Origin of the sequence: Salinibacter ruber DSM 13855, from assembly GCF_000013045.1 — a bacterium.
Classification (GTDB): domain Bacteria; phylum Bacteroidota; class Rhodothermia; order Rhodothermales; family Salinibacteraceae; genus Salinibacter; species Salinibacter ruber.
On record NC_007677.1, the window covers coordinates 2134757 to 2155265 of the forward strand.

19 protein-coding genes are annotated in these 20509 nt (G+C 66.7%); 3 read left to right on the plus strand and 16 right to left on the minus strand.

What is annotated here, in order from left to right; genetic code table 11:
* Positions 1–14 precede the first annotated feature (14 nt).
* Positions 15–1073: a M14 family zinc carboxypeptidase gene (locus SRU_RS09115; protein ID WP_011404470.1), complete on the minus strand. Its 1059-nt coding sequence runs from the start codon at positions 1071–1073 to the stop codon at positions 15–17.
* Between the two features lie 237 nt (positions 1074–1310).
* Between SRU_RS09115 and SRU_RS09120 the strand changes: the two genes are divergently transcribed.
* Positions 1311–1526: a cold-shock protein gene (locus tag SRU_RS09120; RefSeq protein WP_011404471.1), complete on the plus strand. Its 216-nt coding sequence runs from the start codon at positions 1311–1313 to the stop codon at positions 1524–1526.
* 73 nt (positions 1527–1599) lie between these two features.
* On the opposite strand, the gene SRU_RS09125 is transcribed toward SRU_RS09120, so the two are convergent.
* The 6 genes from SRU_RS09125 to SRU_RS09150 all read right to left on the minus strand — a co-directional run bounded on the left by SRU_RS09125 (position 1600) and on the right by SRU_RS09150 (position 9905).
* Positions 1600–2904, minus strand: a complete 1305-nt coding sequence (locus tag SRU_RS09125) for a type IX secretion system plug protein domain-containing protein (protein ID WP_162713381.1) — start codon at positions 2902–2904, stop codon at positions 1600–1602.
* Between the two features lies 1 nt (position 2905).
* A complete protein-coding gene (locus SRU_RS09130; protein ID WP_112904161.1) occupies positions 2906–5242 on the minus strand; it encodes a hypothetical protein in 2337 nt (778 codons plus the stop codon).
* A gap of 39 nt (positions 5243–5281) precedes the next feature.
* Positions 5282–6190, minus strand: coding sequence for a DUF3078 domain-containing protein (locus SRU_RS09135; RefSeq protein WP_231847081.1), 909 nt, complete (start codon positions 6188–6190; stop codon positions 5282–5284).
* Positions 6191–6456: 266 nt separating this feature from the next.
* Positions 6457–6648 carry a histone H1 gene (locus SRU_RS09140; RefSeq protein ID WP_011404475.1) on the minus strand — a complete coding sequence of 64 codons (192 nt, stop codon included), beginning with the start codon at positions 6646–6648 and terminating at the stop codon, positions 6457–6459.
* A gap of 149 nt (positions 6649–6797) precedes the next feature.
* Positions 6798–7541, minus strand: coding sequence for an acetylglutamate kinase (locus SRU_RS09145; protein ID WP_011404476.1), 744 nt, complete (start codon positions 7539–7541; stop codon positions 6798–6800).
* A gap of 252 nt (positions 7542–7793) precedes the next feature.
* Positions 7794–9905: an acyl-CoA dehydrogenase family protein gene (locus SRU_RS09150; protein ID WP_081580696.1), complete on the minus strand. Its 2112-nt coding sequence runs from the start codon at positions 9903–9905 to the stop codon at positions 7794–7796.
* Positions 9906–10211: 306 nt separating this feature from the next.
* On the opposite strand from SRU_RS09150, the gene pyrF reads away from it, so the two are divergent.
* Positions 10212–11072 (plus strand): orotidine-5'-phosphate decarboxylase, encoded by an 861-nt coding sequence (pyrF, locus tag SRU_RS09155; RefSeq protein WP_112904163.1) that lies wholly within the window; start codon positions 10212–10214, stop codon positions 11070–11072.
* On the opposite strand, the gene SRU_RS09160 is transcribed toward pyrF, so the two are convergent.
* Genes SRU_RS09160 through SRU_RS09170 form a run of 3 tightly spaced genes read right to left on the minus strand, consistent with a single transcriptional unit; the run spans position 11041 to position 13312 of the window.
* On the minus strand, positions 11041–11427 hold the full coding sequence (locus SRU_RS09160) for a hypothetical protein (protein WP_011404479.1): 387 nt from the start codon (positions 11425–11427) through the stop codon (positions 11041–11043). The two genes, pyrF and SRU_RS09160, sit on opposite strands and share 32 nt — an antisense overlap.
* Positions 11428–11455: 28 nt before the next feature.
* A complete protein-coding gene (locus SRU_RS09165) occupies positions 11456–12385 on the minus strand; it encodes a universal stress protein (RefSeq protein ID WP_011404480.1) in 930 nt (309 codons plus the stop codon).
* Positions 12386–12400: 15 nt separating this feature from the next.
* The gene (locus SRU_RS09170; RefSeq protein ID WP_011404481.1) at positions 12401–13312 is read right to left on the minus strand and encodes a universal stress protein; all 912 of its coding nucleotides are present in this window, start codon (positions 13310–13312) and stop codon (positions 12401–12403) included.
* A 212-nt stretch (positions 13313–13524) separates the two neighbouring features.
* On the opposite strand from SRU_RS09170, the gene SRU_RS09175 reads away from it, so the two are divergent.
* A complete protein-coding gene (locus SRU_RS09175) occupies positions 13525–13797 on the plus strand; it encodes a hypothetical protein (protein WP_011404482.1) in 273 nt (90 codons plus the stop codon).
* Positions 13798–13914: 117 nt separating this feature from the next.
* Here SRU_RS09175 and SRU_RS09180 read toward each other — a convergent pair whose 3' ends face one another.
* The 6 genes from SRU_RS09180 to SRU_RS09205 all read right to left on the minus strand — a co-directional run bounded on the left by SRU_RS09180 (position 13915) and on the right by SRU_RS09205 (position 20506).
* The gene (locus tag SRU_RS09180) at positions 13915–15186 is read right to left on the minus strand and encodes an MFS transporter (protein WP_013062194.1); all 1272 of its coding nucleotides are present in this window, start codon (positions 15184–15186) and stop codon (positions 13915–13917) included.
* A 41-nt stretch (positions 15187–15227) separates the two neighbouring features.
* Entirely contained in the window at positions 15228–16544 is a 1317-nt protein-coding gene (gene hemL / locus SRU_RS09185) for a glutamate-1-semialdehyde 2,1-aminomutase (protein WP_013062195.1), read from the minus strand.
* A gap of 81 nt (positions 16545–16625) precedes the next feature.
* Positions 16626–17198 (minus strand): class I SAM-dependent methyltransferase, encoded by a 573-nt coding sequence (locus tag SRU_RS09190; RefSeq protein WP_013062196.1) that lies wholly within the window; start codon positions 17196–17198, stop codon positions 16626–16628.
* A gap of 55 nt (positions 17199–17253) precedes the next feature.
* Positions 17254–18597 (minus strand): ferrochelatase, encoded by a 1344-nt coding sequence (gene hemH / locus SRU_RS09195; protein ID WP_011404485.1) that lies wholly within the window; start codon positions 18595–18597, stop codon positions 17254–17256.
* Positions 18598–18726: 129 nt separating this feature from the next.
* Positions 18727–19710, minus strand: a complete 984-nt coding sequence (gene hemF / locus SRU_RS09200) for an oxygen-dependent coproporphyrinogen oxidase (RefSeq protein ID WP_112904167.1) — start codon at positions 19708–19710, stop codon at positions 18727–18729.
* Positions 19711–19807: 97 nt separating this feature from the next.
* Positions 19808–20506, minus strand: a complete 699-nt coding sequence (locus SRU_RS09205) for an RluA family pseudouridine synthase (RefSeq protein ID WP_011404487.1) — start codon at positions 20504–20506, stop codon at positions 19808–19810.
* Positions 20507–20509: the final 3 nt, after the last annotated feature.

Genomic DNA, 20509 nt, shown 5'->3' on the forward strand with positions numbered 1-20509 from the left:
GCTGAGAAGACAGTTCACGACGTATAGTCCGGCGCAACGGCCCGAAGCCCCAGCTCCAAGGCCCGAAACTGCAGGTGCATCGCCGTCTTGAGCGGGACGGGACGGACGTCAAACGGCGCGAGCAGCTCGTCCACGTCTTCGCCCCGATCGAGCCGCGCCTTGATGTCCGGCAGGCGCTCCCGAAGTTTGAGGTACCGTGTGGGCTGGTGTCCGTCGCCCTCCTCGCCGCGAATAAGAAATAGAGGGAGTTCCGTCACGAGCGAGAGCGGGTCGCCCCCCAGCGACGCGACAAACTCCATCGAGCTGTCGTGGAACCGCTCGGCCATCGCGGCATCGCTCCGGGCCCGGAAGTACGTCCGCATGGCATCGCCGCGCGGGGTGGTCTGGAAGCCCGGCTCGATCCAGAAGAATCCCTTCTCCCCCTTCCGGTTGTGGTCGTGCAGGGGCAGTCCTTTCGCCGCGGCGGCGCTCGCAAAGTCGTCCCGAAGCGACTGCGTGCGGAAGGTCCAGGGCCGGTTGATGAGCAGCATCGCGCCCTCTCCCGCCGACATGCCGTGCAGGCTGGCGTGAAGGTCGAACGGGCCGTGCTCCCGCAAGAAGGCCGAGACGTGCGTGTTCTCAGGGCGCATGTCCGGGAATCCGTACTCCATGTCGCGCCCCGGGTTTTCCCGAACGGCCTCCATCAGGTACGCCTCCAGGTCCGGCCACGCCTCCATCCAGGCCCGGTTGCGCGCCTCCCCGTCCGGGTTCGTGTGCGGCACGACCACGAACTGGAAACGCCGAAGCAACGATTCCATGTCGTCCCGCCGCGCCAGCCCGTTGATGAGAAAGGACCGAAGGGTTTCCGGTCCCACGGGCTCGTCCGCGTGGTTTCCGGCAATGAGGCTTACCGTGATCGGCCCGGTGCCCACCACCGCCCCGTAGAGCATGGTCCCGTCTTCGCTTGAGCCCAACTCACGAAAGGTCGCAACATCGGGGTGCTGTGCACAGGCCGACTCAATCGGAGAGCGGACCGTGCCGTGCGCCCGGAAGGTGGGGGTTTCGTCGACGAGGCTCGTTAACGCAAACGACATGCTGACGCGAACAAATTTATGAACGGCGGGACGATTTTGAGACCGGGATGGGTTCTTGAACCAGCCGCCCTCACGTTCTTTTGCTGGAAAAATTGACTTCGAGTTTTGAAAATTATATAATGGATCTCAGATGGCAGACCATTCACATCTGGCGCCACGCCATCGTGGTGTGTGCATCGGACTGCGGATGCTCTGCCGCGCAGCATACGTTCTTTCGACTGACCTTTCAGCAGCACCATGGCAGAGCGCGAAACGGGAACCGTCAAGTGGTTCAGCAACGAGAAGGGCTACGGGTTCATCGTCGCTGAGGACCGAGACGAGGATCTGTTTGTCCACTACAGCGAGATTGACACGGAGGGCTTCAAGAGTCTCGACGAGGACGATCGGGTCGAATTTACGGTCGGGCATACGGACAAGGGGCCCAACGCCCAGGACGTCGTGGTCATCGGATAAGGGCTGTCCCCGCTCGTCCCATCCCGGAACGTGCGCCCCATTCCATGCGGGATGGGGCGTCTCTCTTGTGGGGTTAGGGCCGAACCCCGCCCACGCGGAGCAGGCGATCGGTGTTGTATTGGGCATCTCGGTAGTAGACAAACGCCGTGTAGGTACTGGCCCGTCGGGGTTGCGTTCGGCGCATCTCCTCCGCAAGGCTCGGGTCCGACGTCGAGTAGAAATACTGGTGGCGGCCCTGCTTGAGGAGGACGCGCCCCTCGTACCGCCCCTCCCGCGCGTTCCAGTCCATGGAGGTGCCCTGGGCCGGGTCCATCCCGCTGAAGCTTCCGGCCACCACCAGGGGGGCTCGGTAGGGCGCTTCGCCGGCGGGCACGAAGGCAAAGGTGGTCTCCACGTACTCGGCGGTAATGCCCGGGTCCGCCTGGGCCGAGAAGGCGCCCCGGACGACCGTCTGTCCGTTGAGGGCCGGCCCCCTCGACGCCTCCGTGAAGCGGGCGTAGTCGGGATCCAAGAACACCCGGATGGGCGACGGGGTGCGTTCCACCCGGGCAATCTGGGCGGTCGACCGGAGTGTGCTGAGGTCGACCTTGTACTCCGCCGTTGCGGGGGCGTAGGCCCGATCCCGCTCCAGTTCAAATTCCAGTTTGGGCTGGCGCACCAGTAGCGGACGGTCCTCGCACCGGGTGTCCGCGAGGCGGCCGTTCCGGACAAAGCACACGGCGTGCCCGAACGGGTCGCCTCGAATCGCGGACGGCGGGGCAAAGCGGGCACGCGGACGGACGGAGGGCTGTTGCTGCCCCGGTACCGGAAGCCCCTCGGCGTCCAACTGGAGGCCCCCTTCCCCCTCCGTCACGAAGAACGGCTGTTCGAAAAGAACCGAGTCCCGGCGCCCCCGCTCAGTCACCCGCAGAACGTAGTTGCCACTGATCCGGAACCGAATGTCGTCGTTGGGGAAACGGTACCGGTAGTGCACGTACGGCACTTTCGTCCCCCGAGACGGGCGGTAGTCGACGAGGCGATCGTCCTGGAACGATTCCAGGGTCTGTCCCGGCGAGAGGTCTCGGCGCCACGTCCGGTCGGCGTGCTGAAAATAGACGGAAAGCGGGCGCCCCTCCGCCGCCAAGAGATCGAACTCTAGGGTCAGGCCGTCTCCCCCCGTCATCGACGTGACCGGCAGGCTCTGCTCGTCGTCCCCCTGATACAACTGAACGGTACGGACCGAGGCGGACGGCGGGGCCAATTCGGGCTGAACTGTTGCCGAAGCCGGAGCGGACGAGTCGGCCTGTTCCGCCTCCTCCGTCGACTTGCACCCCATCGTCAGAGCGACCGCCACGACACAAACGAGGAGCCCAAACGCCCAACGGGAGACGACGCGCATATTACCGATTGCGTGGCTCATTGTGGTTGGCGAAAGGGGCACTGTTACACCGAGAAGTCTCCGTTGGGGATTTGCTTGACCCAACCAGCAGTCGAGAGGCGTGGTTCGGGACCGGACGGCGAGGCCGACCGGCCCGGTTCGGGGTCCCCGAATCGACTGCCCGCCTCTCCCACCACGCAAAGACGGAGGCTCGTTCCTCGTCCCCGAGCGCCCGGGCCCGGCGTGCCCCCCCGGCGGCCCATCGCCGCGCCGCCGCCGTCGAGTCCGCCCGCAGGGCCGCCTTGGCCCCCCACGCCGCACGCTGCAGTTCCCATGTCCGGTGCCAGGCCCGCGGCCGACCGGCACGTACCGGCACGCCCAGCCCCTCCCACAGGGGCAGTGCGCGGCGGTACCGCCGCGCGTCCATCCACCGGACCGCCCGCCAAGCCCGTACCTCGGCGTCCTGGGCCCCCGTGTCCGCCAGGCGGCGGGCCTGCGCGGCTGCGGAGCCTGCACTCGTGAGCACCCGAACGACGGAGGGACGGTCGGCGATCGCGTCCCGGAGGGCGAGGCGGGCCCGAAGGTCGTGGGCGTAGTCCGGCGCCTGTGCCCGGGCTTGGGCGTACAGCGCCCGGGCCGTGTCCGGGGCCCGTCGCAGCACAGCCGCGTCGGCCCCTGCAACCTGGAGCGGAACCGTCCGGGCCGCCACCGAGAGCGTGTCGATCTGGCGCCACACGGCGTCCGGTCGTCCCTGGGCGAGCCGGTGGCGGGCCAACGCCGCGTGGGCCGCCGCGTACCGCGGCTGTGCGTCGAGGGCTCTTGCCAGGTGTTGCACCATCTCGGTGGTGTCGCGGCGCCGCGCGGCCCGCTGCGCTGTCTGGTAGTGCCGCCGCGCCGGGGGCACATAGTGAGGACAGTCGGTTTCGAAGAGGGACGGGCGCGTAAACTGCCGGGTGACCACATCGTGGGCCGCCCGCGACACGGCGGGCGCCCGACGAAGATGGGCCGCCCACTCGGTTGCGAGCGTGCCCAGCGACCGTCCGTACACGGTTTCAAAATTCCCCCACGCGTAGACGCGCCTGAGCCGGGCCGCGCCGTACTGGTCGAGCAGGTACCGGACGAACGATCCCATCGTGGCGTACGAGACGGGCCCCCGGCTCGTCCAGAAGCCCCAGGGCGACAGCCGCTGTGCCACCGCTCCCGCCTCGGCGGCGAGCGTGGTCGTCGTGTCGGACTGGGCCGCGGTGCGGACGAGGTCATCGGGGGGCGGCCCCGGCGACGGCGGCTCCAGGGCCACCGCCCATCCTTCGATGAGTCCCGGTGCCCAGGAGGCCTTTAGCCCGGGCAAGCCGTAAGGACGACTGACGACGTGTGCCAGCTCGTGGCCCAGGCTCTGCGACACCCGATCGCGGAGCAGGTGCACCTGCGGGGTGTCGAGCCACACCGGCGTCACGCTCGTCGTGCGGGCGCCGGTGAGACGCCCTTTCGTGTCCGGATTCGGGTAGATGTAGCTCCGGATTCGAGGGCGTTCCGCGTCGGCTTCCAGGCCCAGCCGGCGCCGCACCCAGTCGTACTCTGCCTCGTGGGCGGCGGCGAGGTCCGCGGCGGCGGCCGCGTCGACCTGCGTCGAATCGTAGTAGAGGTCAAAGTGGGGCGTCCGCGTGTGCCCGCCGAGGCGCTCCTGCAGGGAGGCCGCCGTCGTGTTGATCCCGAGGGCAGCGGAGAACGCGTACCCTGTTCCAAGGACGAGGGCACACGCAAGAACGGCCCCCCAAGACCCGCGCCCCCGCACCCGGTGCCCGAGGAGCACAGCCAGCAGGGCCCAGAGCAGCGTCAGGCCCCGAAAGGCAAAGAGCCCCGGGCGAACGGCCAGTTGCTCGTCGTAAATGGGCCCCAGCACGCCCCCGAAGACATGATTGTAGGTGTAGAACTGCGGATGCAGGCCCAGGTCGTAGAGCGGCCCGGCCACGACGAGAAGCCCCCCGAGGCCGCTCAGCACCCACCCCGGTCGCGACACCGGCAGTCCCCGAAGCAGATACGCCACCGCCACCGCGAACACGACCGTGATCCCCGGGAACAGGACGTAGAAGAGAAGTCCCTGTCCCAGGGTGCAATTCGGCGCCCAGGCCTGCGCAAGCAGGAGTACCGCGAGCGGGACGAGAAGGGCCGCCGCCTGGCGCCCCATCACCTGCCACACCGACATCGACGTGGCGTCGAACGCCCGAACGGCCGCCCCCCCGCTGATGAAATAGGCCGCCAGGGCCACCACCGCGGCGGACTCGGCCTGCAACACGTTGAGGAGAGGGATCGGGGCCAACAACAGGCCCAGCACAAGATACGCGGCGGCGGCGCGACGCATTGATGCATCAACGGCAGACGAAACGAAAACGCTGGGAACCTACAGGAGCGTAAACGACACCCCGACCGATATGGCCTCCCTGATCTGGATTGCGCTGGAGGTGTCCTCGTCGAAGAGTGCCACGAACTCCAGGTCCGTGGTAATCCAGTCGTTCACCTGGAGGTTGATGACATTGTCCCAGACGGCATCGGGGGGATTGTCGAGCTGGTTCACGGCAAAGAAGACGTCGAGTTGCGACCGGTACCGGATGCTTTCGGAAAGCTGCTGGTCCAGGTTTGCAGAAAACTGTCCTCCGGCCTCCGACCGCACCAGATTGTCCGGATCTACCCCGTAGAGGACCCGAAAGTCCGGTTCAGCCACGACCGTCTGCTTCGCGGCAACGCCCAACCGGAGCGAGAGCGGATCGAGTGGATCGTAGGTAAGACCGATCGACTCCGTGACGGTCCCCGGGGCAAAAAACGAGGAGGTTCGAACGGGAGGGTCCTCGCCGATCCGCGGGTTGTTGGGGTCCACACCCGCTTCATCTTCATACGGGTTGTCGGAGTACGCAAACCCAGGCGCAAATTGCGTCCGAAGGTCCCCGGCCAGGGTGGGACTGAACGTGTTGAAAAAGCCGTCCCCCTGATACTGCAGGTTGGCCTGCAGGCGGATCCGGTCCTCCGCCTTCCGGACCTCTTGATCTTCCTGGTTGATGTAGCCGAGGGCGAACCGTGCGGTGTACGCCTGCGCCCAGCGGTCCCCCTTCCGCTCGGTGGCCCCGTCCAGCGAGGTCGTGAACGACAGCGAGTTGACTCCTCCCTCCTGCCAGTTGCGATACGCGGCCTGCGAGACGGAAATCTTGCCGGTCAGTTCTGAGTCCCACTCCGCGTCGGCCGTATCGGAGGTCGGGCTCTCTTGGGGATTGGGGAGCGAGGGCAGTCCCGGCTGGGCCGAAACGGGGAGTCCCACCAGGAAAAGACAAAGGACTGCGAGGGCGCTAGAAATGGGGTGATAGGGCATCGCGTCGGAAAGCTAGAGAAAAAATAAAACGAGACCAGCCGGCAACACTACGACCAGCCGTCAGCAGTCAAGGCCGCTCCTCAACGCAAAAAGCCCTTGCCGACAAAAAGCAAGGGCTTCTTCCGCGACGTGAAACGTCGGATCGGTGACCAATTCGCCCCACCCGTGCGCTCCAGAAGTGTGGCGATCGGGGGGACGGATTGGCCCCTGAGAAGCTAAAGCTCTTCGTTCTTAATGTCCTGGATTTCTTGCCGGATTTCGTGGGACAACTTCTTCAGCTTCATGAGGCTCTTCCGGGCGCGTGTGCCGGCGGCCTTGTTGCCCTTCTCGTAAAACTTCATCAGGTCCTCTTCGGCACCCTCAAGGGTTTCGGACAGCTCGCTGTAGCGTTCCTCAAATGTACTCATGCGATAACCTCAACAAATGTGAGCGTGAATGATTCGATTGTGCAGCAAGAACATAATGGCCCCCTCAGCCGCTGTCAAGCCGGATCTCGGCCGGAGTACGGTCCCGATTGCGTCCGCGTCTGATTTGTCAGAAGGTTCAATCGGTGGGCTCATTCGGGCGGCGGCTCCGGCCGGACCCGCGTCCCCGTGGGCGCACTGCCGCTAAACAACCCTTGCAGGTTCGTGACCCGGACCGGCACCTCCGTCTCCACCAGGCGGCGCACGGCGGCCGGCTCCGGAACCGGGTGATCGCCCAGGGCCGTGCTCTCAATCTCCGACTGCACCCCGCCCGTCTCGTCGGGCACCCCTGCAACGTCGGCGGTCGTCAGCACGCAAATCTCCGGCTCAAACGCCTCCCCCAGCGCCCGCGCCAATGCCCGCACGGCCGCCTCCGTACCCACTTCGTGCACGGTTCCGGTGTCCGAGGCCTCGACGAGGGCGGACACGACCGGAACGACGTGTTGCTTGAGAAGGGCCGATAGCCATCCCACGTTGGCCGCCTGCAGGGAGGCATCGTCGCCCAGCCGAAACAGACCGCGATCCACGCCCTGAATCCCCACGGTGGAGACGACCTCGTCGGTGAGTGCCGCCACAATGTCCTGGTTGACCTCCCGCACGGCCCGCTCCACCAGCCGCCGCTGGTCTTCGGTCTCCACGTCAATCACTCCGCCGCTGCGCTCCGGGAAATAGCCCTGCGCCTCCAGGGTGCGTTCGACCTTCTCGCCGCTTCCGTGCACCAGGACGCAGGTCGGCGCGTCCGTCCCCGCATTGGAGAAGTGCTGGGCCAACGATTTGAGGAAGAGCTCGTCCCCAAGGTGATGCCGATCAAGGTACACGAGATAGAGGGATTGCATGGGGCGAAGGCCTGCAGTGGAGCGTCGAGAGAGGATGCGCGTCGGTACACTACCAATGCACGCGGCACCGGCACGATTCGTCCCCGCGGCGTCTGCCGGTCCGCGATGGGGGGAGGGGGATTGATGGGGGGAAGGCGCAGCCATTCCCCGTCGGGCCCTGCTACGCCCAAAACAAAAAAGCACAGTGCCGGGCCGTCCCCGACACTGCGCAGTTTTGCTTCGTCCGTATGGCGACGCGCCGATGCCTGGCGGTTAGTTGTCCTCCGGGTTGGGGGCCGCAGTGGACTCTTCGGGCGCCCCGTCGCCCCGGTCCACCGGCTCGGTCATGTCGTCGACCATCTCGTCGAGGTCGAGGTCGTCGGTGTCGCCCGGTTCGCGGTCCACCGCGCGGGGGTCCTCGCCCTCCCCCTCAAACTGCGGGATGTGCTCCTGCGGGTGCTCTTTGCCCGCGTCGCGCCCCAGGGGACTGCCCTCGTGGATGTAGAAGTCGTCGTTGGGCAGGGTGTCGCTGTGCGCACGGGCGGCCTCCGCGGCGTCTCGCATGCTCTCGTCCGCATTGTCGCGCATCCTGCCGAAGTTGCGGTGGATTTTGCGCCTGAACCACTCGAAGAGGTACTCAAACGCGGCACGGTCCCGCTCGAATTCCGGCCCGAACTCGCCGGAGCGAAGCTGGTCGTCCATCTTCGAGAGCGACGATGCGAGCGCGAAGAGGTAAATGGCATTGTCCGCCACACGGGCCTGCTGGGCCTGGTGCTTTACCACGTCCTCCCGTTCCCACTTGCTTACGAGCTTGAAGTAGTGGGAGTGCTTCTGGACGAGCGACGCGAGCGTGTCGGCCTGTTCCTGAAGGGCCGGGTGGACGCCGTTGATCTCGGGCGCACGCGGCTTCAGCCCGAGGAACAGTTGGGCCCCCATCGGCAGGGCCTTCTTAATCACCGCCGGCGTGGTTGCGGCCGTCAGAATGCGCGAGAGGTTGTCGCCGATCGACTCGTCCGAGTCCCACAGCAGCGCCTCTTGGATCGACACCATCTTCTCGGCGAGCTGCTTTCCGCCGTACGCGAAGATGAAGGACTGCATGACCTCATTGGAGCCCTCCACGATGCCGTGGATGCGGTTGTCGCGCCACGCCCGCTCCAGCTCGTGTTCGGTCATGTAGCCCTCCCCGCCCATGACCTGCAGCGCCTCGTCAATGACGTTCCACCCGAAGTCGGAGCAAAACACCTTGGTGATGGCCGTCTCTACCATAATGTCGTCCTCCCCTTGGTCGAGGAGCCCCGTCATCATGTAGAGCATGGCGTCCATCGCGTAGGTCACCGCCGACATGCGGGCGATCTTCTGCTTCACGAGCTCAAAATCCGCCAGGGGCCGCTCGAACTGGTAGCGCGTCTGGGCCCACTTGATACCCTGATCCCGCGCCGCCTTGGCGGCACCGGTCACGCCCGCACTGAGCGTGCACCGCCCGTAGTTGAGGCACGAGAGTGCGACCTTCAGGCCTGCCCCCTCCTCGTGGAGGACGTTCTCCTCCGGGACGCGGACGTCGTTGAAGCGGAAGCGGGCCTGCCACGTCCCGCGGATGCCGGTCTTCGCGCGGTTCTTCTCAAACACCTCCACCCCGTCCATGTCCGGCGTCACGATGAGCGCGTTCACGCCCTGCTGCTCCAGCTCGCCCGTCTCGGGGTTGGGCACCATGTTCTTGCACATAACGGTGCACAGCCCGCTCATGGCGCCCGAGGTGGACCATTTCTTCTCGCCATTCAGGATGTAGTCGCCGTCGTCCGTCTTCACAGAGAAGGACTCCTGCGCCGCCGCGTCGGACCCCACGTTCGGCTCCGACAAGCAGAAGGCACTCAGCTCCTCCCGGGCGACAAGGGGCAGGTATTTTTCCTTCTGCTCCTCCGTTCCGAACATCACGATCGCCTTGCAGCCGATCGACTGGTGCGCCGACACCATGACGGCCGTGGACGCGCAGTAGCGACCGATCATCTCCAGCACCCGGTTGTAGCTCGTGACCCCGAGCCCAAGTCCCCCGTATTCTTCCGGGATGATCATCCCCATCACACCCATGTCGAACAGCCGGTCGATCACCCACTCCGGAATGTATTGCTCCTGGTCGATCTCGACCCGCGGGTGCTCGTTTTCCAGGTACGCTTCGAGCTCCTCCAGCAGGGCATCACACCGCTCTCGCTCCTCGTCTCCTTCCTGGGGGTAAGGAAACAAGAGGTCGTCGCGGAGGCGCCCCCAGAAGGCGTTCTTGATAAACCCCATGTCCTCCGGCTCGGGGCCCATCATCGTCTCGATGTTCTCAATCATTTTCTGGTCCTCTTCGGAGACCCCTTTGATGTCACTGAGTCCTTGGTCTGCCATGGTTGGTCGGAGTGGTTTGTGTGCGAGACGTGAAGGGCGTCGGCGGGCGTCGGCGGGCGTCGGCCAACGATACCCAACGGGAGTCCGAAGCGACATTTCCCGAGCCCCCATCATGTCTGAGGGGCGCCTTGAAAGGGCTTCCATCAGGTTCCAAAACTGGTAATTGCCTGTTTGCATTCGGTTCCTTCCACAGGCTTTCCCCAATCGGAATTCTCAGGGCCTTTTTGGACCGGACGGGGGGTTGCGTGCGCCCGACCAAACCGCTACGTTTGGACGGCGCGTCCTTCCGATCAGTCTAGCAGACGCATGTCGACTTCCTTCTCCCGCCGCCTCCGCCGTCTTCAGTCCCAGAAAGAGACGGCACTCTGCGTGGGGCTCGACCCCGTCCCCGCGCGGTTTCCGCCCTCTCTCCAGGACGGCCGGCTCCGCACGGACGCCGTACGCGCCTTCTGCACGACCATCGTGGAGGCGACCGCCCCCTACGCCTGCGCGTTCAAGCCCAACTTCGCGTTCTTCGAGGCCTTGGGCCCGGCGGGCCTGACCGTCCTGGACCAGGTGGTGACGACAATCCCCGACGACTGCTTGGTGCTGGGCGACGCCAAGCGCGGCGACATCGGCCACTCGGCCCGCCACTACGCCGCGTCGATCTACGAGGAGCTGGGGCTGGACGCCTGCACCGTCTCGCCGTACCTAGGCCGGGACAGTGTGATGCCCTTTCTGGAGCACGAGGGCACCTGCACGTTCGTCCTCGCCCGCACGTCCAACGACGGGGCCGCCGACCTGCAGGAGGCCTGCACCTGCGACGGCACGCCCCTCTACCGGCACGTGGCGCGGCGGGTACAGGCGTGGAATGCGGACGCCCCCGGGGGGGCCGGCCTCGTGGTCGGTGCAACGGCCCCCGCGGCGCTGCAGGACCTCCGGTCCCTGTGCCCGTCCCTTCCCTTTTTGGTGCCGGGCGTCGGGGCGCAGGGGGGCGATGCGGCGGCCGTCATGGACGCGGCGGCGACCGACGAGGGACCTGTACTCGTCAATTCGAGCCGCAGCATCCTCTACGCCTCCGAGGGGCCCAACTATGCCAACGCCGCCGCCGACGCCGCCCGAGCGCTCCGCGACGCCCTCAACGGCGGAGCGTCCTCTAGTCGAGGTGCTCCGTCGCCGCCTGCGTGACCAGCATGCCCTTCGCCCCCGTCAGATCGAGCGGAAACGGCTGGTCCGCCCCCTCCACGTCCGTTCCCGGAATGCCGCAGCGCGCGTTGGAGGCATCGACCCCGTGATTCGTCTTAAGGAGCAGCGCCGTGGTGGCGGGGTCGGAGGCGTCGGCGGCGTCGACCGCGGCCATGAACCGTGCCTGCGCGTCCCGCCAGTCGGCAAGCGCCTGGCCCACGGGCTCTAGGGCCGCCGAATCGGCCAACGCGTCGTCCGCCGCGTCGGCGTCGTCCAGGGCGTCTACCAGGGCCGCCCGGGCGTCGTCGCAGGCCTGGACGGCCGCTTTGATTTCGTCGATAGATTCGTCGGGAAGCATGTGCAAGGGGTGTTGGGAGCAGTGACGATTAGTCGTTGGGGTCCCCGTCCACGGAGGCGGGGACGGTCAAAACCGGGCACGGGGCGGTGCGCAGAACACGTTCCGTATTGCTGCCCAGAACGAACCGGTCGATGCCAGTCAGCCCGCGCGTGGCCATCACGATCAGGTCTGCCTCGCGGGCGTCCGCAACGTCAACAATGGTTTGTGCGACATCGCCCTCCTCCACGTGACAGGTGGTGGGCACCCCCGGTCCGCCCACGGACGCGTTCAATTCATCGAGGGCCTCCTCCGCGTTGGCCACAATCTCCGGATCCATCTCCACGACGCTCACCCCCGGAATGCCCGTGTCACTGAAGGTGGGCTGAACGCGCGTCTCGGCGACGAACAGAAGCTGCTGTCTCGCCCCGTACCGCGAGGCCACCTCTTTGGACCGGCGCAGCGCCGTCTTCGAGTGATCCGAAAAGTCAATGGGCGCGAGGACGTTGTCGTACGCTACCGGCGGCGTCGCTCCGTCGTCCCCCCGACGGACCGTGAGGACCGGGGCCACCCCGCGCCGCACGAGCCGGTTGGCGACGCTGCCCAGCATGAGGCGGCCGAGCCCCCGGCGGCCGTGCGTGCCCATCACCACGAGGTCGATTTCGGAATCGAGCACGTATTCCTCGATCGCACCGACCACGCTTCCGTCCGGGTCCTGGGCGACGGCCGTATGCACCTCCTGCGCCGCCCTCTCGGGGGCGAGCTCCGCGAGTTGGGCTCGGGCACTCGCCTCCGCCTCTTCTCGCAGCCGATCGGTGTGCGCCTCCGCAGTGCCCAGTCCGTACAGGTCGGTGTTGGTCTGGTGCACGACGTGAAGCAGGTGAAGGGGCGCCCCGAACCGATCGGCCAGCGCCCCGGCGTGGGCCAGCGCGGCCTCAGCACTGGGCGAAAAGTCTGTCGGAACCAAGATGCGATGGGGCATCACAAAGCAAGGGGATTAGGAGTCGTCGGACGCCGGGAGCAGTGATTTCCCGAAGGACGGGACGGTAAACACAGGAACGGGGGCGCGGCGCAGCACCCGCTCCGCCACACTTCCCAATAGCATCCGCTCGAAGCCCGTTCGGCCGTGGGTGGCAATGACCACGAGGTCTACCTCGTTCATCTCGGCGTAATCGAGAATGGTGGACGGGGCGTATCCGACCTTGGCCTCAACGGTGGCGTGCTCGTGCCCAACCTCGGCCTGGACGAGTTCGGCGAGGCTTCCTTCTACCCGTTCGATGACCTGCGGCCCCGGCAGATTGGCGGGCTCCACCCCGTAGGCGGACGGGTAGATCACTTCCTCCACCGCGTGAAGCAGCGTGATCTGTGCCCCGTAGGTCAGGGCCAGCTCCTTCGCGTGCCGGAGCGCCTCCAGCGAGGCATCCGAGAAGTCCACGGGCACGAGGATGTTGCGCACGGCCCAGGCCGGGGCCCTGTCCGCCGCCCCCCGCACCGTGAGAACCGGACAGGGGGCCGTGCGGAGCACCTCCTCGGCCACGCTGCCAATAAGCAGGCGTTGGAGGCCGCGGCGCCCGCGCGTCCCCGCCACGACGAGGTCAATCTCCTGCTCCTCGACGTATCCCACGATCGCCTCGGGCGGCGACCGATGCTCCCGCTGCTCCTGCACGAGTGTGAGGGCGTCCAGGTCAACGTGCGGCGGAGGGTCCCCGTCCCCCGACAGAAGCGAGGACAGGGTGGACTTGGGAATCGGGATGTCGGCGTCCGGTGCGTTTCCCGATCGGCCCTCCGTCACGTGGAGCACGTGTAGCTCCGCTTCGTGCCAGGACGCGAGGGCCGCGGCATGTGGGAACGCCCGGTCGGCCCCTTTCGAAAAGTCGGTGGGCCAGAGAATTCGGCGGATGGAGAGCATCACGGCCTGCTGTGTCTGGGAAGGGTGACTCTCCAGAATGTAAAGAAGCGCCCTCAGAATGTGAAGGCCACGTCTGGTAGCGGACCGCCATTAGCGGCGCACTCCGCACAGCCGGCCGATGCCCTGCCGAAAAGAGAAACTTTTTATCGGACAATCAATTGATCTCCAAAACAAACGGTTCACCATGACGACCACCAACCCAGACCGCCTTCATGCGTGGAGTTAGCTTCAAGCCGCAGGACGCCGAAGACTTTTCGACGGGCGAGATCAAGTCGTACGGTGGCATTTACGCCGCCACGGCCGAGGACTTTGCCGGGGCCTTCGAAATGGAACCCGAGGACTTCATTGAGGTGGTCCAGTCGTCGGACGTAGAGCCGCTCACCGAAGTGGGGGAGGACAAGGAGCCCGGGAAGTACAGCCTCTCGTTCGAACGAGACGAGTTTGAGAAGCTGAAGAACCTTCTTCTGGAGCGGACGGAGGAGTGACCCCTCCCCGCTTGCGCCTGAATGGCCCCCGCTCGGAGCCGTCCCCTGGCTCGGGGCGGGCTTCTTTATTGGGTCTTATGGGGATGGCCCCACCGTGGCCCGCCCGAAACGCCCCGCTTACGCCGCGGACGGGGCCGGCTCGGCCTCGTCGACCTGTGTGCCCACCAACACCGCGGCGCCCACCGCGAGCAGGCTGCCAATCCCAAACGGCACGATGAACCCGAACGATACGAAGAAGCCCGCCATCAGCTGGCCGGATGAGATGCCGAGCCCAAACGCCACGGTCAGGACGGCCAGCTGCGCCCCCGACTGTCCCTGCTCGGTGTGATCACCCGCCAGGGCCAGCGCCGGGGCAAACACCAGTGCGCCCGCCCCGCCCTGTAGCATCCGCACCACGATCATCTGCCAGGGCGCCCCGACGACGCCCTGTAGCAGCGTGGTGGGGACGAGCCCCATCAGCCCGAGCACGATGAACCACTTGCGCCCCATCCGGTCGCTGGCCCGTCCCACCACGGGCTGCAGGGCCGCAAGGGCCGCAATGAGGGCCACGAACTCGACCGCAAAGAGGAACGGCCCCTGCCCCAGCCGGGCATTCACCTCCGGCTCGATGGCGGACAGCAGCGCCATGCAGCTCGCCATGATGAGGGTCGCGACCCCCAACGCGAAGATGGTGTCGAGCCGCCACCCCGATCCCGACCGGTCCCAGACCCGGAGGGCCAGGCGCCGCTCCGTGGGGGCCGTGCCCTCGGGATCCTGCACGAGCACCCCCACAAGGCCGGTTCCCAGAAAGGCCGTGGCCGCGGCCACGGCGAACGTCGCCTCGAACCCCGTCACCTCCGCCCCGCCCGGCATCGTGAACGGCCCCATCTCAAGGAGCACGCTCGCCAAGAGGGGACCGGCCCCGAAGCCGATGAGGCGGAAGGAATTGTACACGCCCATGTTGCCGCCCCGGCTGCCCGCGTCGCTCAGCTCGTTGACGATGGCCAGGCTCGCCGTGATCGTGAAGGCCGCCGCGAGGCCCTGGACCACCCGCAGCACGAAGAGGTGCCAGTAGGCCGTGGCCGCGGCGAACGCCAGGTTGATGGCCCCGAGGACCACGAGCCCCCCGATCACGAAGATCTTTCGGCGGCCGGCCCGATCGGACAGGCGCCCGGCCAGCGGCTGTGCGATGCTGCTCGCGATGCCAAACAGTGCGAGGACGACGCCCGCGACCATCGAGGCGGGAACGCCAAAGATGCGCCCCCCGACCGCCTCGCTGGCCACATAGAGCGGCAGCACGATGATGAGAAACGAGTTGCCCACGGCGTCCGCCATGCGGGCGAGGGCGAGCGCAAGCACGCGCCGATCAACCCCGAAAAGCTGCCCCCCAGAAGACGTGCGGTCGTCCATGTTCGGCTCGAAGACGCGAGAGGAAGTAGCGGGGCGGCCTGCTACGAGTGGACCCGCTTGAGGGCGCGGCGCTGGGTTTCCAGGGTCGTCTCCAGCTCGTCCTCGCCGTGGCAGGTGCCGTAGAACACCGCCTCGAACTGGGACGGGGGAAGATAAATCCCCTCCTCCAGCATGGCGTGGAAGTAGGCGGCGTAGGCCTCCGTGTCCGCGGTCTGGGCCGTGTCCTGGTCTACGACCTCCGCGTCCGTGAAGAAGAGGCTCCCCATCGCCCCCACCTGATGCGTCGTGTAGTCCAGCCCCAGCGCGTCGAGGTTGTGCTCCGTGCCCTTCTGCAGGGCCTCCGCGTAGTCCTCTAGCTGGTCGTAGATGCGATCCTTCTCCTCGGCAATTTTTGAGAGGATGGCGTGCCCGGCCCGCATGGCCAGGGGGTTGCCGCTCAGGGTGCCGGCCTGGTAGACCGGGCCCGTCGGGGCCACGTAATCCATGATCTCTTGCTTGCCGCCGTACGCCCCGACCGGCAGTCCCCCGCCGATGATTTTGCCGAGGCAGGTCAGGTCCGGAATCACGCCGTAGCGCTCCTGGGCGCCGCCTGGCGCCACCCGGAAGCCCGTCATGACCTCGTCGAAGACGAGCACAATGTCGTGGGCATCGCACAGCTCCCGCAGCCCCTCCAGGAATCCGGGCTCCGGCGGGATGCAGCCCATGTTGCCGGCAATCGGCTCCACGATGATGCAGGCCACCTCCCCCTGATTGGCCTCCACGAGCCGCTGGACGTGACTCAGGTCGTTGTACTGGGCCAGCAGCGTGTCTTTTGCGTTGCCGTCGGTCACGCCGGGCGAGTCGGGCTTGCCGAGGGTCATCGCCCCACTGCCGGCGGAAATCAGGAAGAAGTCGCCGTGGCCGTGGTAGTTGCCCTCAAACTTGATGATCTTATCGCGGCCCGTGTACCCTCGCGCCAATCGGGCGGCACTCATGGTCGCCTCCGTGCCCGAGTTCACCATCCGCACCTTCTCGACGGACGGGACGAGGTCGCAGACCAGGTCGGCCACCTCGATCTCAATCTCGGTGGGGGCTCCGAAGGAGGTGGACGCCTCGGCCTGATCCTTAACCGCCTCCACTACGTCCGGGTGGGCGTGTCCAAAAATCATCGGGCCCCAGGAGCCGACGTAGTCGAGGTACTCGTTCGCGTCAGCGTCCTCCAGGTACGCCCCCTCGGCGCGTTCGATGAAAAGCGGGGTCCCCCCCACGCTGTCGAAGGCACGGGCGGGGGAGTTCACGCCGCCCGGGATGGAGTGCTGAGCACGCTCGTAGAACCGGCGGCTGGTCCGCAGGTCAACGTCGGAGGGAGCAACTTCCATGGCATCAGTGGCGTGGTCGGTCAAACAGTGACGAGCAGGATGGAGCCGTCGTGGGCCCGCGGCGCAGCGTCTCGGCCGCGGTCATTTGGGGGTCGGCCGCTTTACGTGTCGGTAGAGGGCGTGAACCCGAACCTCTCCGTTCTCTTCGACGCGAGATGGGGCCTGGGACTCCACCAGTGCTATATCCAAAGCCTCGGTGTCGAGGTCCGCCGGTGCAAAACGAGTTACAGTGTCGTCGTGGGACGCCCCGTCGGGGCCCTCCGTCGTCGCCGGAACGGTGAGATACACCCATCCGCCGGGCGCTAGCACATTCTGGCTCTTGTTCAGGAGCGTTGCGAGGTCGGCCGGCGAGTCGACCAGGGCCTCGGTCCGGTCGGCAATGACCCAGTCGAAGGTCGCCTCCAGCTCGTCGAGCCCCTGTAGGGAGAGTTGCTGGACGCACGTCTCCGCGGTCTCCGCATCGACCAGATCGCGAACGACGGCCTGCGTGTCCTGCACCGCTTCCGGCCGGGGGTCGCAGGCGTGGACGGGAAACCCGAGGCGCAGAAGGGCCTCGGTGTGGTCTCCCGCCCCACATCCCAGGTCCAGAACGGGACTGGAGACGGGAACGGGCGCCAGGGTGCGCAACAATTCGTCGGACGGCGAAAGGCTCATCGTCGGCGAGCAGGTGAATGCGGAAAATATGCTGGACCGCCCCCCGGACAAACCGCTACGGGTCTTCCTTCGACCGCGACTCTGCGAGGGGACTTGATCGTTCGTCGGGGGGCGAGGCGGGGCGGTCGGTGGCGGTTGCCGACTGGGTCGGGCGGTCGGGATGCGTCCATCGTCGTGCCCCCCACTGCCGTCCACAGGTCGGGCAGGCGCCGTCGCGGGTCACTTTGTGGCGCGGAAGCTGTTGAAGGGGCCGGAGCGGATAGGTCTGGGCGTGGCCGTCCCCTCCGTGGCGGCGTTGGTTCGTGTCGATGGGCACGTCGAGCTGCGCCATGGTGGCCTCCCCGAGTGCCTCAATGAACAGCGGATGGGTGTTTAGGCCGGCCGTCACTTCGAAGTAGTCAATTCCGTGTGCCGACGCCGTCTCGCGCACGTCCACGTCGAGGTCGTAGCGGACGTTGACGTGGTCGGTCACGAAGGCAATGGGAACGACCAGCACTGCGCGGTGGCCCTGCTCGGCGAGGGCGGCAATTGTGTCCGGGGTCGAGGGCGTGAGCCAGTGGTTCGGCCCCATTAGGCTTTGGAAGGCCGTGCGGAAGGGCCGGTCTCGCCCTCGGTGTTGCATCACCCGATCCACGGTCGAGTGCACGTGGCAGCAGTACGGGGGCTTGCGCGGCCCCTGCGCGTCGAACACCGAACCGTGCGCACTGAAGACGAGTGCGACCTCCTCGCGCACATGTCGCGGGAACCGCTGCAGGGCCTCGTCGATCCGTTCCGAAACGGCCTGCACGTACTTCGGATTGGCGGCGTATTCGGGCACGACGGTCGTGGGCCAGGACGGACGCTCCCCCCTCGCCCCCAGTGCCTTCCAGTACGCAAGCGCCGAGCCCGTCGTGCCGGCGGCGTACTGTGGGTACGAGGGCACCAGCACAACCTTGTCCACCCCATCGGCCTCCATGTCGGCCGCCACCTTTTCCGGGAACGGACGCCCGTACCGCATCGCCGAGTACACGCGAACCCCCACACCGGCCGGGCCTCCGTAGCGGGCGTCGAGGTGGTCCTGGAGCACCGTGGCCTGCTCCCGGGCCAGACGAGGCACGGGCGAGGCGCCCCCGATGAGCTCGTAGTGCTCACGGAGCGTTCCGGCCCGAAGGTAGGCGACCGACCTGGCCAGCCATCGACGCATCCGCCCCCCCACTGGAACATCGAGGAGAAGCGGGTCCATCAGCAGGCGGTACAGAAACGGCTCGACCTCCCCCAGGGTCGACGGCCCGCCTAGGTTGAACAGCACGACGCCTACGCGGTCGCCCTCGTCAATCGGGAGGGGGGTTCGGGAGGCACAATCCTCGGGACGCGTCCACTGACCGGGCTCATGGGCACGCAGAATGTCGAGCGGAGTCATACGGGCCGAGCGGAAACTCAGGGACCGAGATAGGGGGTAGAGTGACTGTGGTAAATTGAGCGCTGGCCCCTCCCTCCCGTTCCTGAGACGCGTTGAAATTCGCCCTAAAACACCCTCTCAGCAGGGTCTTCACGTGGTGCTGTCCGGGGCCTCGGCCTCCGTCACCGAAAGCCAATCCCGGGCCGTGAAGTACCACTGCGCGTCGGCCTCGGGCGTGCCCGGCTCCGGCGTATAATCGTACGGCCACTGCACCTGCGGCGGCATGCTCATGAGAATGCTCTCCGTACGGCCGTCGGACTCCAGCCCGAACTTGGTCCCTCGGTCGTACACCAGGTTGAACTCCACGTACCGCCCCCGACGGATGCGTTGGTACGCCTTTTCCTGTTGCCCGTAGGCCGTGTCCTTGCGTCGCTTCACGATGGGAAGATACGACTCCAGAAAGGCGCGGCCGGCCTCCCGCGTAAAGAAAAACAGCCCTTCCGGATCTTCGCGGAGGTAGTCGTAAAAGATGCCGCCCACGCCCCGCGCCTCGTCTCGATGGTCCAGATAGAAGTAGTCGTCACACTTGTCCTTGAAGGCGGCGTAGTCGGCCCCCTCGTGCCGATCACACACCTCCTTCCACACCCGGTGAAAGTGTTGCGTGTCGTCGAGGCGGGGGTAGTACGGCGTAAGGTCGGCCCCGCCGCCGAACCACTGGTCCACCGGATTCATGAGGTCGTCGCCCAGCGCAAAATACCGGAAGTTGGCGTGGACGGTGGGGACGTACGGCGAGCGGGGGTGCATCACCAGGGAGAGGCCCGTGGCGTAGAACGGGGCCTCCTCGACGTCAAACTCGCGCGCCATCCGCTCCGGCAGCGGGCCGTGGACCGCGGAGGTATTCACGCCCCCTTTCTCAAATACGTCGCCCCCCTCGATCACCGCCGTGATGCCGCCGCCGCCCTCGTCCCGGGACCAGCGATCCACCTCGAACGAAGCCCCCGGGTCGAGGTCGTCGAAGGCCCGGGTCATTCGGAGCTGCAAGGCCTCCACGAACCGCTTCATGCGGTGTGCCATCGGAAGGTCGTCCCGCGGGTCCTCGCGGAGGGTCTCGAGACGGTCGAAATCATCGCCCATGATCGTAGACTGCAATTCGTTCGGAGAGATCGGAAGACGCGTGACGGACCGGGCCCCGGGACAGCCGACGCTTCTTGCCCCCTCTTGCCCCTGGCTGTCAGGACGGCTGCTCGCGGTCGAGCATTCGGTGGAGCACCGTGTCCATGGCGTCGGTGAGCACCCCCGACCAGTGCGTCGGGGGCGGCGCCACGAAGGTCTCGCGGCGCGGGCGAGCAGGATGGTCGGCCCGCAGGAGAACGTGGTGCAGTGCAACGGCACGGTCCGGCAGCGAATCCGACGCGCCGTACCGGTCGTCCCCCACCACCGGGTGGCCCCGGCTTGCGGCCTGAAGGCGAATCTGATGCGAGCGCCCGGTCTGAAGCGTCACCTGGAGGAGCGTATGGGCACTGCTCGATTCGAGCACCTGCCAGTCGAGGGCGGCCCGCTTGCCCTCGGGATGATCGGGATCGACGAGCCGGGGCTGCCGGTCGGGCTTCGCGATGTAGTCCGTCCACGCCCCGATGCCCTGAAGTGTGCCCTCCACGGCCACCACGTACCGCTTCTCGACCAGCCGCTCCCGAAACTGCCGGGACAGCTCTCGGGCGGCCTCCGGCGACCGTGCCAGGGCCATCACCCCCGAGGCGGGCCGGTCGAGCCGGTGCACCAGCCCAAGAAACGGCGCCCCTTCCGTCTCGTCGGACAGCATCTCTTTGCCGCGCGAGACGACGTCCGGATCGCCGGTCTGGTCGGGCTGGGCAAGCAGTCCGGGCGGCTTGCTGACGACCAAAAGGTGCTCATCGCGGTGCAGAATGGTCACGAG

Excerpts from the sequence above, each read along its gene's own strand:
- SRU_RS09115 (WP_011404470.1), bottom strand. The coding sequence starts at position 1,073 with ATGTCGTTTGCGTTAACGAGCCTCGTCGACGAAACCCCCACCTTCCGG.
- SRU_RS09120 (WP_011404471.1), top strand. The coding sequence starts at position 1,311 with ATGGCAGAGCGCGAAACGGGAACCGTCAAGTGGTTCAGCAACGAGAAG.
- SRU_RS09125 (WP_162713381.1), bottom strand. The coding sequence starts at position 2,904 with ATGCGCGTCGTCTCCCGTTGGGCGTTTGGGCTCCTCGTTTGTGTCGTG.
- SRU_RS09130 (WP_112904161.1), bottom strand. The coding sequence starts at position 5,242 with ATGCGTCGCGCCGCCGCCGCGTATCTTGTGCTGGGCCTGTTGTTGGCC.
- SRU_RS09140 (WP_011404475.1), bottom strand. The coding sequence starts at position 6,648 with ATGAGTACATTTGAGGAACGCTACAGCGAGCTGTCCGAAACCCTTGAG.
- SRU_RS09145 (WP_011404476.1), bottom strand. The coding sequence starts at position 7,541 with ATGCAATCCCTCTATCTCGTGTACCTTGATCGGCATCACCTTGGGGAC.
- SRU_RS09150 (WP_081580696.1), bottom strand. The coding sequence starts at position 9,905 with ATGGCAGACCAAGGACTCAGTGACATCAAAGGGGTCTCCGAAGAGGAC.
- pyrF (WP_112904163.1), top strand. The coding sequence starts at position 10,212 with ATGTCGACTTCCTTCTCCCGCCGCCTCCGCCGTCTTCAGTCCCAGAAA.
- SRU_RS09160 (WP_011404479.1), bottom strand. The coding sequence starts at position 11,427 with ATGCTTCCCGACGAATCTATCGACGAAATCAAAGCGGCCGTCCAGGCC.
- SRU_RS09165 (WP_011404480.1), bottom strand. The coding sequence starts at position 12,385 with ATGCCCCATCGCATCTTGGTTCCGACAGACTTTTCGCCCAGTGCTGAG.
- SRU_RS09170 (WP_011404481.1), bottom strand. The coding sequence starts at position 13,312 with ATGCTCTCCATCCGCCGAATTCTCTGGCCCACCGACTTTTCGAAAGGG.
- SRU_RS09175 (WP_011404482.1), top strand. The coding sequence starts at position 13,525 with ATGCGTGGAGTTAGCTTCAAGCCGCAGGACGCCGAAGACTTTTCGACG.
- SRU_RS09180 (WP_013062194.1), bottom strand. The coding sequence starts at position 15,186 with ATGGACGACCGCACGTCTTCTGGGGGGCAGCTTTTCGGGGTTGATCGG.
- hemL (WP_013062195.1), bottom strand. The coding sequence starts at position 16,544 with ATGGAAGTTGCTCCCTCCGACGTTGACCTGCGGACCAGCCGCCGGTTC.
- SRU_RS09190 (WP_013062196.1), bottom strand. The coding sequence starts at position 17,198 with ATGAGCCTTTCGCCGTCCGACGAATTGTTGCGCACCCTGGCGCCCGTT.
- hemH (WP_011404485.1), bottom strand. The coding sequence starts at position 18,597 with ATGACTCCGCTCGACATTCTGCGTGCCCATGAGCCCGGTCAGTGGACG.
- hemF (WP_112904167.1), bottom strand. The coding sequence starts at position 19,710 with ATGGGCGATGATTTCGACCGTCTCGAGACCCTCCGCGAGGACCCGCGG.